The organism is Empedobacter sp. GD03865 (assembly GCF_029840775.1).
GTDB lineage: Bacteria > Bacteroidota > Bacteroidia > Flavobacteriales > Weeksellaceae > Empedobacter > Empedobacter falsenii_B.
The window spans coordinates 14,302-29,213 of sequence record NZ_JAOCDF010000008.1; the positions used below are offsets into that span (position 1 = coordinate 14,302).

Consider the following 14,912-nt stretch of genomic DNA (forward strand, 5'->3'; position numbering starts at 1 on the left):
AAATAGGAATGGCAAAAAAGAAAAAAATATTACCAGAGAAAAAAACTTTTATAGGTTTGTTGAGAGGTGAGTTTTTAATCAAAACTGGCTCAGAACAAAACTGGAAGTTTATGTTGTATCTGGTAGGTTTGGCTTTTTTGAGTATTTCGAGTTCGCATTTAGTTGATCGAAAAGTGGTTCGCATCACTGAGTTGCAAGATAAAGTAGAAGATTTAAAATCTCAATATACAGATAAGCATCGCGATTTGATGCGTATGCAATTAGAAACGGAAATTTTGGAGCGTACAGCAGTGTATGGTTTGAAAATTCCAGATAAACAACCTTATTATATAGTAGACAAAGTTTATGACGAAGTCAGCGAAAAATAAAAACAATATTGTCATCAAAGGATGGGTATTTGCCGGCGCACTTGCGATTTGGGCCATCTTTATTGTTGTTTTTATGTTTCGAATTAATATTGTAGAAGGGGTTGAATTAGAGCGTTTTGCTGAAAAGAATAATTTTAGATTAGATACCGTTACGGCGGAGCGTGGTAATTTATATGCTTCTAATGGTGCATTAATGGCTACAACTGTTACAAAACACAATGTTTATGTGGATTTGACGGTGATCAAAGATGAATTATTCAAAACAGAAATGCACAATCTTGCCGATTCTTTAGGTAAGATGTTTACAAAATCTCCCTCTTATTTTTACGACAAATTTTCTACAGAACGTAAAAAGAAAAATCGTTACATGATGTTGGTGAAAGATTTGGATTATGAGCAATATCAACGCATCAAAAAATTTCCAATCTTCAACAAAGGTCAAAACAAAGGTGGATTTATTCATGAAACTGAGTCAAAACGAGAGTTAATTGTTCAAGATATTGGTGTTCGTACAATTGGTTACGATGATCAACGCGGAAAAGTTGGATTAGAAGGAGCTTATTCTGATTTATTAAGCGGTATTGAAGGACGTCGTTGGGAACAATTTATGGGACGCGGTAAATGGAAACCAATGAAAAGTTGGGAGCAAGAGCCTCAAGCAGGTTCATCTGTTTACACAACAATAGATGCCGATTTACAAATGGTTGCTTATGATGCTTTGTACAAACAACTTTCTGAATTTGAGGCGCAACACGGAAGTGTCGTTGTAATGGAAGTTCAGACAGGAAAAGTTCGTGCAATTGTGAATTTATCTCGCAAAAAAGACGGAACATATATCGACGATTATAACTATGCGGTTGGTGAAGCTGCGGAGCCAGGATCTACTTTCAAAACAGTTTCGTTGCTAGCTGCAATGGATGATGGTTTTATCAATAAAAATTCGACAGTAGAGACGGGAGGTGGAAGTTATAAATTCTATGGTCGTACGATTACAGATACACACGGATACGGAACTTTGACTGTAGATGGTGTGATGAAAAAATCGTCTAACATTGGTACAGCAAAAATTATTAATAAATATTACGGAGAAAATCCAAAAGCTTTCTTCAAAAAAATGGATAAATGGCATATGACTTCGCCTCTTGGAGTAGATATTCTTGGAGAAGGAAGTCCAATTATGCACCGTCCAGATAGTAAATCTTGGAGTAATATTACATTGCCTGTAATGGGTTATGGCTATGGTTTACAGTTAACTCCAATTCAAATTGTGACTTTTTATAACGCAGTGGCAAATAATGGTAAAATGTTGAAACCATTATTTATGGATAAAATCACACGTAAAGGTGAACCTGATAAAATTTTCGAACCTGTTGTTTTAGTAGATCAACTAACTTCTTTGGAAAATGTAAAACAGATGCAAGAAATGCTTCGTGGTGCAGTAGAACAAGGAACGGGACGTATTATTAGTAATAGTAATTACGATATTGCTGGTAAAACTGGTACTGCTCGTGTTGATTATTGGAAGCGAGATGGTAAAGGAATGCAATATCGTGCTTCATTTGCAGGATATTTTCCAGCAGAAAAACCAAAGTATTCTTGTATCGTAGTTGTGCACAAACCAAATACAGCCAAAGGGTTTTATGGAGGTAGTGTAACTGCTCCGGTTTTTAAGAAAATTGCCGATTGGGTATATTCAAAAACTCCCATACCTTTGCCACGCGATTTAGTAAAAAAGAACGCGGTGAAAGAGTTTAAAAAAGGAGATGATATTAATGTTAGTAATTCTAAAAATATAGTACCAAATGTGACTGGTCATACAGGGTCTAAAGCAATTCCGGTATTAGAAAATTTAGGGTTAGATGTACAATATTCAGGGTTTGGAAAAGTAACAAATCAATCCATTCCTGCGGGAACAAGATTTAAGAAGGGTGAGACAATTTATTTAATGTTGGAAGGATGAGAAATTTAGTTGATTTATTATATAAAGTTTCCATCTCAGAAACGATTGGTTCAACAAAAGTTGAAGTCAATAATATTCAATTTGATTCAAGAAAAGTATCAAACGATGATGTTTTTGTTGCTGTAAATGGAGTTACAGTTGACGGTCATCAGTATATAGAAAAAGCGATTGGTTTAGGTGCTAAAGCAATTGTTTGCGAAGTTTTGCCAGAAAATTTAGTTGATGGAATAACGTATGTGAAAGTTGAAAATTCAACGATTGCATTAGGAATTTTAGCTTCTAACTTTTATGGAAATCCAACAAAAGATTTAAAACTTGTTGGAGTTACAGGTACGAATGGAAAAACAACAACGACAACTTTGTTGTACGAATTGTTTACAAAATTAGGTTATGCTTGTGCATTAATTTCGACGATTAAAATTGTGATTGATGGTGAAGTGATTCCGTCTACGCATACAACGCCAGATATTTTGACATTGAACAAAATGTTTCGCGAAGCGGTAGATAGAGGATGCGAATTTGCTTTTATGGAAGTTTCTTCGCACGGAATTCATCAAAATAGAATTGCTGGTTTGCATTTTGAAGTGGCTGGATTTACGAATATCACACACGATCATTTAGATTATCACAAAACGTTTGCAAATTATCTTGCAGCAAAAAAGAAATTCTTCGACGATTTGCCAAAAACGTCTACGGCAATTTCGAATGCAGATGATAAAAACGGAAAAGTAATGCTTCAGAATACAGTTGCTACGAAAAAATTGTATGCGCTAAAAACTGATGCAGATTTTAAAGGAAAAATTATTGAACACCAATTTGATGGAATGCAATTAGAATTCAATGGAAAAGAATTCTGGACATCATTAATTGGTCAATTCAATGCATATAATTTATTATTAGTTTTTGGTGTAGCGTCAATTTTAGGACAAGATGAATTAGAAGTTCTAAAAGCGTTGAGCACACTTGGAAATGTTGATGGTCGTTTTCAAACATTCAAAACAGAATCAGGAATTATCGTAATCGTAGATTATGCACATACGCCTGATGCATTAGAAAATGTTTTGGATACAATAGAAGGAATTCGTACCAAAAATGAAAAACTAATAACAGTTGTAGGTTGTGGTGGAGATCGTGATAAAACAAAACGTCCTGAAATGGCGGATATCGCGAGCGAAAAATCTAATCTTGCCATTTTTACATCAGATAATCCAAGAACAGAAGATCCAGAAGAAATTCTTCGTGAGATGGAAGTTGGTGTAAAAGCGCAATTTTATAATCGCACCTTGAAGATTACAGATCGAAAAGAAGCTATAAAAACAGCACTTAAAATGGCCGAACCAAAAGATATTATTTTGATTGCGGGAAAAGGTCACGAGACGTATCAAGAAATTAACGGAGTAAGAACACATTTTTCTGATGTAGAAGTTGCATCAGAATTGAGTAAAATATTGAACAAATAAAGAATGTTATACTATTTATTTGATTATTTAGAAGGTATCCATTTTCCAGGAGCGCGTATGTTTCAATACACGTCTTTCCGCGCGGGAATGGCAATTTTATTGGCAATGTTCATCAGTTTGTTTTACGGAAAACGAATCATCAGTTATTTACGTAAAGAACAAATGGGCGAAATTGTTCGTGATTTAGGTTTAAAAGGACAAATCGAAAAAGCAGGAACGCCAACAATGGGTGGTTTAATTATCATTTTGGCAACATTAATTCCTACTTTACTTTTTGCGAGATTAGATAATATTTACATTATCATTTTGTTGGTTTCAACAATTTGGTTAGGTGTGATTGGTTTTTTAGACGATTACATCAAAGTTTTTAGAAAAAACAAAGAAGGTTTACAAGGTAAATTTAAAATTTTAGGACAAGTTGGTCTTGGAGTTGTAGTTGGATTAATGCTTTATTTCAGTCCAACAGTTACTGTAAAACATCAAGAAAATAGAGTAAAAACAGCTGTAGGAATAGAACAAACAGAATACAACCGACAAATAAAATTTGGTCCAGAAGAAAAAACATTAGAAACGACAATGCCTTTTGTAAAAGGAAATGAATTCAATTATTCTGATATTTTGTTTTGGATGGATGCGCAAGATCGACCAACATGGGCAGTTGCAGCGATTTTTATTTTTGCGGTAATTTTTATCATTACAGCAGTATCGAATGGAGCAAATTTAACAGATGGAATCGATGGTTTAGCAGCTGGTAGTTCGGCTGTGATTATGGCAGCAATATCAATGTTTGTTTTCGTTTCCGGAAACTTAATGTTTGCCGATTATCTGAACATTATGTTTATTCCGCGTTCAGAAGAAGTCTTGATTTTCTGTGGAGCTTTCCTTGGAGGTTTGATCGGATTTATTTGGTATAATACCTATCCAGCTCAAGTATTTATGGGTGATACAGGAAGTTTAACAATCGGAGGAATTATTGCTGTTTTAGCAATTATCGTTCGTAAAGAATTATTACTACCAATTTTGTGCGGAATATTTTTCGCAGAAAGTTTATCAGTAATGTTACAAGTGTCTTATTTCAAGTACACGAAAAAGAAATTTGGTGAAGGTCGTAGAATCTTTTTGATGTCTCCTCTACATCACCATTTTCAGAAGTTAGGTTATCACGAAAGTAAAATTGTGGTGCGTGCAATTATCATCGGAATCATTTTAGCGGTAATTAGTATTATTACCTTAAAGATTAGATAAAAAATGAAAAGATTAGTCGTTTTAGGAGGAGGAGAAAGTGGCGTAGGAACAGCTATTCTTGCGAAGAAAGAAAACTTTGATGTTTTTCTTTCGGACATGGGACAAATAAAAGACAAGTATAAACAACTTTTGGAGGAGCACGGAATTGCTTATGAAGAAGGTCAGCACACAGAAGAATTAATTCTGAATGCCGATGAAGTAATGAAAAGTCCAGGTATTCCAAAAAAAGCAGCGCTAATTCAGAAATTAGAAGAAAAAGGAATTTCAATTATTTCTGAAATTGAATTTGCGTCTCGTTACACAGATGCAAAAATTATTGCGATTACAGGATCTAATGGAAAAACAACAACGACAAGTTTGATGTTCCATATCCTAAAGCAAGCTGGATTAAATGTAGGATTAGGTGGTAACATCGGAAAAAGTTTTGCAAAATCTGTAGCAGAAGACAACTTCGATTATTATGTGTTAGAAGTAAGTAGTTTTCAGTTAGATGATATCAAAACAGATTTCAAACCGTATGTTGCAATTTTACTGAACATTACACCAGATCATTTAGACCAATACAATTATCAGTTTGATTTGTATGCAAAGGCTAAATTCAGAATTACTGAAAACCAAGATGAAAACGATTATTTTATCTACAATTTGGATGATCCAAAAACAATGGAGATGATTGAACAGATTGATATTCGCGCTCATCGCAAACCGTTCACAATGATGGATGCAACAAATGAAGCATACGCAAACAATGAATTGTTCCGTGTGAACGATTCGAATGGTGATTTTACAATGTTAGTGAATGATTTAGGATTAATTGGTAAACACAATGTTTCTAATTCATTGGCTGCGGCTGTAGCTGCAAAAATTATTGATATCAATAATGAGGAACTAAAAAAGAGTTTGTCTGATTTTAAATCGGTTGAACATCGTTTAGAGCCTGTTTTGACAATTGGAGGAATAGATTTTATCAACGATTCTAAAGCAACAAATGTGAATGCAACATATTTTGCTTTGGAAAGTATGACGAAACCAGTTGTTTGGATTGTTGGAGGAACTGATAAAGGAAACGATTACAACGAAGTTTTACCTTTCGTGAAAAAGAAAGTGAAAGCAATTGTTTGTTTAGGTGTTGATAACGCAAAAATTGTTGATTTTTTCAGTCCATATATCGATACAATTGTTGAAACAAATACAATGAAAGATTGTGTAGAACAATCATATAAATTAGCAACAAAAGGAGAAACGGTTCTTCTGTCACCAGCTTGTGCAAGTTTCGATTTGTTCAAAGGTTACGAAGATCGTGGAGATCAATTTAAAGAAAACGTACGCAAATTATAATAACATAACCAACCAATGTCTAACATCGTACAAAAATATTTTAAAGGCGATAAACCGCTTTGGGCTTTCATTTTATTGTTAGCACTATTTTCGTTCTTACCTGTTTATTCTGCAAGTTCTAACTTGGTGTATACGGTAGGATCGGGAACTATTTTTGGGCATTTAGGTAAGCACGCTGTGATTTTATTAATTGGTTTATTTATCATTTATGGATTACAACGTATTGATTATCGTTGGTTTGGTTTGTTTGCTTTAACAGCTGTTGTTATACTTTCTGGAGTTTTGGCAATAACACTCGTACAAGGACAAACCATTGGAGGTGCAAATGCTGCGCGTTGGTTAACTATTCCAGGGACTGGAATTGGTATTCAGCCTTCGATGATTGCTTCGCAAGCGTTGTTGATTTATATAGCTCGTTATTTGACAAAAAATAGAGACAAAGAATATACGTGGAAAAATACGGCAGTTCCATTATTCTTACCAATTATTGTAATTGTAGGATTAATCTTTCCTTCTAATGGTTCAACAGCGTTGATGTTAGCTGGAATGTGCGGAATATTGTTGATTATTGGTGGATTTCCATTCAAATATTTATTTACAATTGCCGGGGTAGGTTTAGTACTTGGTGGCGGATTTGTGTGGATGGCTTTATCTCGTCCAGACTTAGTAACAAATTCTCGTGTGCACACATGGATGTCACGTATCGAGAAATTTAATGACGATTCTGGATTAGAAAGTTATCAAGTTTTACACGCAAAAGCTGCAATTGCAAGAGGATTGAATGAAATGGCTGGACCAGGAAAAAGTGTTTTCAAACAAACTTTACCTCAGTCATCATCCGATTTTATCTTCGCTATTATTGTAGAAGAATATGGTGCAATTGGTGCAATTTTATTAATTGGAATTTTCCTTCTGATTTTAATACGGATTTGTATCATCGCATCTAAAATTCATACCGTTTTTGGTACGCTACTTGTATTTGCAGTGGGCTTACCAATTATTATACAAGCGATGGTAAACATGGCGGTAGCGGTTAATTTAATTCCTGTAACAGGGCAACCATTGCCAATGATTAGTTACGGAGGAACATCCATTTGGATGACATGTATTTCGTTCGGAATAATTTTGAGTGTAAGTACTCAGATTAAATCGCAAGAAGAATTAGAACAAGATAGAAAAGTATTAAGTGAAGAATACATCGAAGACATCGCCTAAAGTTTTAATAAGTGGCGGAGGAACAGGTGGACATATTTATCCAGCCATTGCAATTGCAGACGAAATAAAACGTCGTTTGCCAGATGCACAAATTTTGTTCGTTGGAGCAGAAGGAAGAATGGAAATGGAAAAAGTGCCAAAAGTTGGGTATGACATAAAAGGTTTACCAATTTCTGGATTTGATAGAAGTAACATGAAAGCGAATTTAAAGTTCCCTTTCAAATTGATAAAAAGCTTAAGTCTTGCAAAAAAAATCTACAAAGATTTTCAGCCAGATTTAGCTGTTGGTACAGGAGGTTATGCGAGTGGACCAATGTTGTGGGTAGCAGGAAGCAAAAATGTTCCGATTTTATTACAAGAACAGAATTCGTTTCCGGGAGTTACCAACAAAATTTTGAAAAATAAAGCGAGTGCTATTTGTACAGCTTACGAAGGAATTTCTCAGTTTCCGCAAGAAAAAGTGCATTACACAGGAAATCCTATTCGTGCCGAAATTTTTCAAAATTTACCTTCAAAAGCAGAAGCAATTTCAGCTTTTGGATTAGATCCAGAAAAACCAACTATTTTATCAGTTGGTGGTTCACAAGGATCAAGAGCAATGAACAATGCTTGGTTAGAAAACCTTGACGAATTTGTTGCAAGTGGTGTTCAGTTGATTTGGCAAACAGGAAAGTTAGATTATCAAAAAATCAAAAATTTGGTTGGCGATAAATATCCAACGATTCATGTAACCGAATTTATTTATAACATGAAAGATGCGTATGCAGCTTCGGATATGATTGTTTCTCGTGCAGGAGCAATGGCAATTTCGGAATTGTGTATTGTTGGAAAAGCAACTATTTTGCTTCCATTGCCAACAGCAGCAGAAGATCATCAAACCAAAAATGCACAAGCATTGGTTGAGAAGGATGCAGCGATTATGGTGAAAGATGCAGATGCAAAACAAATTTTAGTCAAAGAAGTAATTGCTTTGGCGAACAATGAAGAATTAAAAAATAAATTATCTCAAAACATTAAGCAATTAGGGAAACCGAATGCGACAAAAGAGATTGTAGATATATTATTGAATTTATTATAATGAATATTTTAGATAAAACATATTATTATTTCATCGGTGCAGGAGGAATCGGAATGAGTGCTTTGGAACGTTTCTTCAAGTCAATCGGAAAAGAAGTTGCTGGTTATGATAAAACACAAACCGAGTTAACAACTGAATTGATTGCTGAAGGAATTGATATTCATTTCGAAGATAACATCGAGTTAATTCCAGCAGGAATTAATCCAAAAAATACGTTGGTAATTTATACGCCAGCGGTACCAAAAGATCATTCAGAACTAAATTATTTTTTAGTGAATGATTTTAAAGTAATGAAGCGTTCTGAAGTGTTAGGTGAAATTACCAAACATACATACAATATTGGTGTTGCGGGAACGCACGGAAAAACAACGACTTCGTCTATTTTAGGACATATTCTAAAAGTTGCTAATGTAGAATGTACAGCTTTTTTAGGTGGTATTACAGAAAATTACGATTCGAATATCATCTTAAATGGTTCTAAATATACAGTTGCAGAAGCCGATGAATTTGACCGTTCTTTCTTACGTCTTTCTCCAAAATTAGCGATTATCACAAGTGATGATGCTGATCATTTGGATATTTATGGAGAACGTGATGAAGTGAAAAAATCGTTTCAAGAATTTGCAGCAATTGTCGAAGAAAAATTATTTGTTCACAAAGGTTTGCCTTTCGAAGGAGCTTTTACATATGGAGTGGATTTGGATGCAGATTACGATGCGCACAATGTAAGAATTATTGACGGACATTATGTGTTTGATGTAAAAACGCCAAATGGTTCATTAACAGATGTCGGAATTTTATTACCAGGACATCACAATATGGAAAATGCGGTTGCGGCTTTGGCTGTTGCAGATTATATGGGTGTTCCTCATTATAAAATAAAAGAAGCTTTATCAACTTTTGTTGGAGTTAAAAGACGTTTTAATCGTTTCGAAGCAAATGGAAAAATTTACATTGACGATTATGCACATCACCCAACAGAATTGAATGCAGCAATTCGTTCAGTTCGTGAACTTTATCCGGGTAAAAAAGTATTGGGAGTATTTCAGCCTCACTTATTTACACGTACAAGAGATTTCGCAGAAGAATTTGGACAAAGTTTATCGCAGTTAGATAGTTTGATTTTATTAGACATTTATCCTGCCAGAGAGTTACCAATCGAAGGAATTACTTCAAATTGGTTGCTAGAAAAGGTGAATTTAAATGAAAAAATAGTATCTTCATTAGAAGATAGTTTAGCAAACATCAAAAAACAAGATTTTGATGTATTATTGACTGTTGGAGCAGGAAATATTGATACAATTGTTAAACCAATAAAAGAGTGGTTAAGTGAAGCGTAAATTGAAAATCATAAAAGTGATTTTTGGAGTTGCCTTGCTAATCGGTTTGATTAGTTTTACGGTAATTAAGAATGCTTCGCGTACAGTGAATAAAATTGACGTGGCGTTTGTTCAGCCAGTTGATAATTATTTTATTAATGATGAATCGATAAGAGAAATTATCAACAAAGATGGAAAAGACATTCTGAAACAATCTCTACGAGATGTGAATGTTAAGGAAATCGAACAAAAAGTAAGTGAGAGTCCTTTTGTAGATTCTGTACAAGTAAGTAAAGATATCAACGGACATTTACGACTTGACATAAAAGCAAACTCAGCAGTAGCAAGAATAAAGACGCTGAAAAATGAATTTTATTTGACAACAAAAGGCGGAAAAATGCCTTTATCTAAATTAAATTCAGCAGATGTAATCTTAGTTTCTGGTGATGTAAAACCGAATGAATATGAGGATTTGAGTAAATTTGTTCAAGCTTTGAAAGCAGACGATTTATTAAAAAATCACATCATAGCCATTCAAAAAGTGGGACAACGTTCTTTTAATTTAATTGTAAACACAGGAAACTATTATATAGAATTAGGAACTTTAAACAACTTTGAACAGAAGTTACATAATCTAAAATTATTCTATAATCAATACATTGATTTTATAGGAACTGAAGATTATGAAAAATTGAGCTTGAAATTTGTAAACCAAGTTGTAGCAACCAAACGAATAAAAAATGGAGAACAATAGTAAGATTGCAGTTGGCTTAGACATAGGGACTACAAAGATTGTAGCGCTTGTCGGACGAAAAAATGAAAACGGAAAAATTGAGATTCTTGGACACGGACAAGCAAAAAGCTTAGGTGTACACAGAGGTGTTGTGAATAATATTACACAAACCATCAACTCGATAAAAGAAGCAATTGATAAGGCTGAAAGGTCATCTGGTGTCAAAATTACTGATGTTACTGTTGGTATTGCCGGACAACATATTCGTAGTTTACAACATAGCGATTACATTACTCGTACCAATTCAGAAGACGTGATTGATGATAATGATTTAAAGTTATTAACAAATCAAGTTTACAAATTGGTCATGTTACCTGGAGAAGAAATTATCCATGTTCTTCCTCAAGAATTTAAGGTTGATAACGAAGGTGAAATCCGCGAACCAATCGGAATGTACGGAAGTCGTTTAGAGGCTAATTTCCATGTGGTTGTAGGACAAGTATCATCTATCCGAAATATTGCACGTTGTGTAAAAGCTGCTGGTTTACGTTTGGCAAGTATTACTTTAGAACCAATTGCATCGTCTAGTGCTGCGCTTAGCGAAGAAGAAAAAGAAGCTGGTGTTGCATTGATTGATATAGGTGGTGGAACAACGGATATTGCAATTTTCAAGGATAATATTATTCGTCACACATCTGTTATTCCGTTTGGAGGAAATGTGATTACAGAAGACATCAAAGTTGGATGTTCTATCATTGGTAAGCAAGCCGAAGCTTTAAAAGAAAAATTTGGTTCTGCTTGGCCAGGAGAAAATAAAGAAACTGAAATTGTATCGATTCCTGGTTTAAAAGGACGCGAAGCAAAAGAAATATCATTAAAAAGATTGTCACAAATTATTCATGCACGTGTGCAGGAGATTTTGGAACAAGTATATTTGGAATTGAAAAATTATGGTTGCGAAGATCAAAACAAAAAATTGATTGCAGGAATCGTTTTAACAGGTGGTGGATCTAAATTGAAACACATTCGTCAGTTAACAGAATATGTAACAGGAATGGATGTAAGAATTGGATACTCTAACGAACATATTGTTGGTGCTAAAGCAGAAGAAATTAGTGGTCCAGAATATGCAACATCTGTAGGTTTATTGATGAAAGGTTTAGAAGAATTAGCGGCGAATTATCAGCACGAAATTTATGAAAAACCAGTAATTAATAACTTAAATAACCAAGAAGAATTAGAAATTGGAATTCAACCAACTCAGCACAAAAAAACTGCAAAAGCAGAAGTTATAGTAGAGGAGGAATCGGTAATCCAAAAACCAAAAAGAGAAGAAATAGTTGACGAATTTTTGGATCAAGAAATTGGTGAAAAGAAAGAAGCTAAATCTAAACCAGAAAAGAAAAATTTCTTTTCGAAATGGACGGATAAATTTATCCAAATGATCAACGAAACTGAATAATAAGAATAAACTAGAATAAATTACGAACCAATTTAATAAGAAGAATATGAGTGATATGTTAACAGGAGATATTGTGTTCAACTTACCAAAGAGCAGATCTCAAGCTATCAAAGTAATCGGAGTAGGTGGTGGAGGTAGTAATGCCGTAAACTACATGTTTGAACAAGGAATTGCAGGTGTAGAATTTGTAATTTGTAATACGGACTCTCAAGCATTAGCAAATAGTCCAGTACCAACAAGAATTCAATTAGGACAAGCAATAACAGAAGGTTTAGGAGCTGGAGCAAATCCTGAGGTAGGAGAGCAATCTGCTATCGAAAGTATGGATGATGTAAAAGCTGTTTTAGACGAGGGTACTAAAATGGTATTTATTACTGCCGGAATGGGTGGTGGTACAGGAACCGGAGCAGCACCAGTAATTGCTGGTATTGCAAAAGAAATGGATATCTTAACAGTTGGGATTGTTACAGCGCCATTCTTTTTCGAAGGAAGAATGAGGTTGGAACAAGCCGAAAAAGGTATCGAAAAATTAAGACAAAACGTCGATTCATTAATTGTTATCAACAATGATAAATTACGTGAATTATACGGAAACTTAGGTTTCAAAAATGGTTTCTCGAAAGCTGATGAGGTTTTAACAACAGCAGCTAAAGGAATTGCAGAAGTTATTACTCAACACTATGCAATGAACATCGATTTACGTGATGCGCGTACAGTACTTAAAAATTCTGGTACAGCAATCATGGGATCTGCGCAAGGTTCTGGTGAAAACAAAGCGAAAGACGCAATTTCTTCTGCTTTAGATTCTCCATTGTTAAACAACAACAAAATTACAGGTGCACGTAACGTATTGTTATTGATTTTATCTGGTAATAACGAAATTACAATGGATGAAATCGGTATCATCAATGATTACATTCAACAAGAAGCTGGTAATAGTGCAAATATTATCATGGGTATTGGTGAAGACTTAGATTTAGGAGATTCTATCTCTGTAACTGTTGTAGCAACTGGTTTTCCTACAGAAGATCAGGCGTATACAGGAAAAGAGGAACAAAAAATTGTACATACATTAGAGGAAGAACAACCAATTAATAAAACGTTATCAGTTGAGCAACCTTTTGTGAATCGTGTAAAACCAATGACGTTAGATTTTGGTCGTTCTAATGCTTCTCAGCAAGCACCACAAACGCCTCAACAAAATCAAACGCCAGAGGCTCCTCAAAATAATTATCGTCAAGCAGATATTAACCAAAGTTTTCAACAACAAACTTATCACAATACGCCAGAAGAATCTTTCGAAGAAAATAATTCTCCAAAGCGTTATGTTTTAGATGATATTGATGATGAGCCAGTGCAAGAGAGACGTTCTTATGATGATTTCGAACCACGTTTGAAATCAGATTTTAATCGTCCGCAAGAACCAACGAATAATGTAAATAATAATCAAACATATAATTCATATTCTAATCCTGTAGCTTCAGAGCAGTCAAACTATCCTCAAAATAATTATGCTGGATATCAAGCTCCAAAGAACGAAGGATATGGAAATGTAGAGCCAGTTCAATCTAATGTAGCTCATTCTGTTGCTCCACAAGCTGAAGAATTACAAGTTGCTATAGATCCATTTAGTCAACCAATTGAGCAATCAAATGATCCTGAATTGAATAGTATGATTGAAGAAAGAAGAAATCGTTTGAAACAATTTAATTTTAAATTCAACAACACGATGACAAATTCTCAAGTAGACGAATACGAAGCAATTCCTGCTTACAAACGTCAAGGATTGAATTTGTCTGATCGTAATGATAATCAATCTTCTGATTTTTCTGTCGGAACTAATCGTAACAACGAAACGCAAATTCGTCCAAACAATTTTCTACACGATAACGTAGATTAATAAACGATCACTCGTAAAAAATATTCTTATTATAGAAAAGGTTCATTGCTTTTGCGATGAGCCTTTTTTTGTCTTAAATTTGTAGTCTAAAAGCAAAACAAATGAATTTAGAAACTCAAATAATGGCACAGTTAAAAGAAGCGATGAAAGCTAAAAATACTGTTGCTTTAGAAGCTTTAAGAGCTGTAAAATCTGAATTATTATTAGCAAAAACATCAGGTGCTAACGGAGAATTATCAGAAGATCAAGAAATTGCTTTATTACAAAAATTAGTAAAACAACGTAAAGAAGCTGCTGAACAATTCGAAGCAAATGGACGTGCTGAATTAGCTGAAAAAGAATTGGCACAAGCAGAAGTTATTCAACAATTTTTACCTGCTCAATTATCAGACGAAGAATTAACAGCTGCAATTACAGAAATTGTTGCAGAGGTTGGCGCTACTTCTCCAAAAGATATGGGAAAAGTAATGGGAGCTGCTTCATCTAAATTAGCTGGTAAAGCGGAAGGGAAATTAATTTCAGCTAAAGTAAAAGACATTTTAGCTAGTTTATAATTGATTTTTAAAGATTTAAAAATTAAGAAAAGGTAAAGTATTATAAACTTTACCTTTTTTATTTCTTTATTAGATAAATTTCTTCAAATTATACAAAACTATTATTTATTGATAATCAATAGTATATCCGATTTAAATAAATAATTCCCAAAAAAATTAGGATTATAGCTTTATTTTAACATTAAATTAACAAATCGCTGTAAGCATCTAAATTCGCAAAGCACAAGAGATTTTAGAATTAAAAATCAATTGATTAGAATAATTCTAAATAAGAAGCTGT

General features: G+C 34.0%; 12 protein-coding genes. All 12 read left to right on the forward strand.

Annotated elements, in window-relative coordinates; genetic code table 11:
* Window positions 1-8 precede the first annotated feature (8 nt).
* The 12 genes from N5D46_RS04715 (at window position 9) to N5D46_RS04770 (ending at window position 14,632) form a co-directional block, all read left to right on the forward strand.
* Complete coding sequence (locus tag N5D46_RS04715; RefSeq protein ID WP_280049295.1) at window positions 9-368, forward strand: FtsL-like putative cell division protein; 360 nt, start codon at window positions 9-11, stop codon at window positions 366-368.
* Window positions 346-2,328: a penicillin-binding protein gene (locus N5D46_RS04720; RefSeq protein WP_280049296.1), complete on the forward strand. Its 1,983-nt coding sequence runs from the start codon at window positions 346-348 to the stop codon at window positions 2,326-2,328. Before N5D46_RS04715 ends, N5D46_RS04720 begins: the two co-directional genes overlap by 23 nt.
* Complete coding sequence (locus N5D46_RS04725) at window positions 2,325-3,788, forward strand: UDP-N-acetylmuramoyl-L-alanyl-D-glutamate--2,6-diaminopimelate ligase (protein ID WP_280049297.1); 1,464 nt, start codon at window positions 2,325-2,327, stop codon at window positions 3,786-3,788. Before N5D46_RS04720 ends, N5D46_RS04725 begins: the two co-directional genes overlap by 4 nt.
* 3 nt (window positions 3,789-3,791) lie before the next feature.
* On the forward strand, window positions 3,792-5,033 hold the full coding sequence (mraY, locus tag N5D46_RS04730) for a phospho-N-acetylmuramoyl-pentapeptide-transferase (protein ID WP_280049298.1): 1,242 nt from the start codon (window positions 3,792-3,794) through the stop codon (window positions 5,031-5,033).
* 3 nt (window positions 5,034-5,036) lie between these two features.
* Complete coding sequence (gene murD / locus N5D46_RS04735; RefSeq protein WP_280049299.1) at window positions 5,037-6,371, forward strand: UDP-N-acetylmuramoyl-L-alanine--D-glutamate ligase; 1,335 nt, start codon at window positions 5,037-5,039, stop codon at window positions 6,369-6,371.
* Window positions 6,372-6,386: 15 nt separating this feature from the next.
* Window positions 6,387-7,586 (forward strand): FtsW/RodA/SpoVE family cell cycle protein, encoded by a 1,200-nt coding sequence (locus tag N5D46_RS04740; RefSeq protein WP_115001740.1) that lies wholly within the window; start codon window positions 6,387-6,389, stop codon window positions 7,584-7,586.
* A complete protein-coding gene (gene murG, locus N5D46_RS04745) occupies window positions 7,558-8,664 on the forward strand; it encodes an undecaprenyldiphospho-muramoylpentapeptide beta-N-acetylglucosaminyltransferase (RefSeq protein WP_038332836.1) in 1,107 nt (368 codons plus the stop codon). The genes N5D46_RS04740 and murG overlap by 29 nt, the downstream gene beginning before the upstream one ends.
* Complete coding sequence (gene murC / locus N5D46_RS04750; protein WP_280049300.1) at window positions 8,664-10,004, forward strand: UDP-N-acetylmuramate--L-alanine ligase; 1,341 nt, start codon at window positions 8,664-8,666, stop codon at window positions 10,002-10,004. Before murG ends, murC begins: the two co-directional genes overlap by 1 nt.
* Window position 10,005: 1 nt before the next feature.
* Window positions 10,006-10,737 carry a cell division protein FtsQ/DivIB gene (locus N5D46_RS04755; RefSeq protein ID WP_280035426.1) on the forward strand — a complete coding sequence of 244 codons (732 nt, stop codon included), beginning with the start codon at window positions 10,006-10,008 and terminating at the stop codon, window positions 10,735-10,737.
* Window positions 10,724-12,178, forward strand: coding sequence for a cell division protein FtsA (ftsA, locus tag N5D46_RS04760; protein ID WP_219034378.1), 1,455 nt, complete (start codon window positions 10,724-10,726; stop codon window positions 12,176-12,178). The genes N5D46_RS04755 and ftsA overlap by 14 nt, the downstream gene beginning before the upstream one ends.
* A 55-nt stretch (window positions 12,179-12,233) precedes the next feature.
* Window positions 12,234-14,078, forward strand: a complete 1,845-nt coding sequence (gene ftsZ, locus N5D46_RS04765; protein WP_125349666.1) for a cell division protein FtsZ — start codon at window positions 12,234-12,236, stop codon at window positions 14,076-14,078.
* Between the two features lie 101 nt (window positions 14,079-14,179).
* Window positions 14,180-14,632 (forward strand): GatB/YqeY domain-containing protein, encoded by a 453-nt coding sequence (locus tag N5D46_RS04770; RefSeq protein WP_125349638.1) that lies wholly within the window; start codon window positions 14,180-14,182, stop codon window positions 14,630-14,632.
* Window positions 14,633-14,912: the final 280 nt, after the last annotated feature.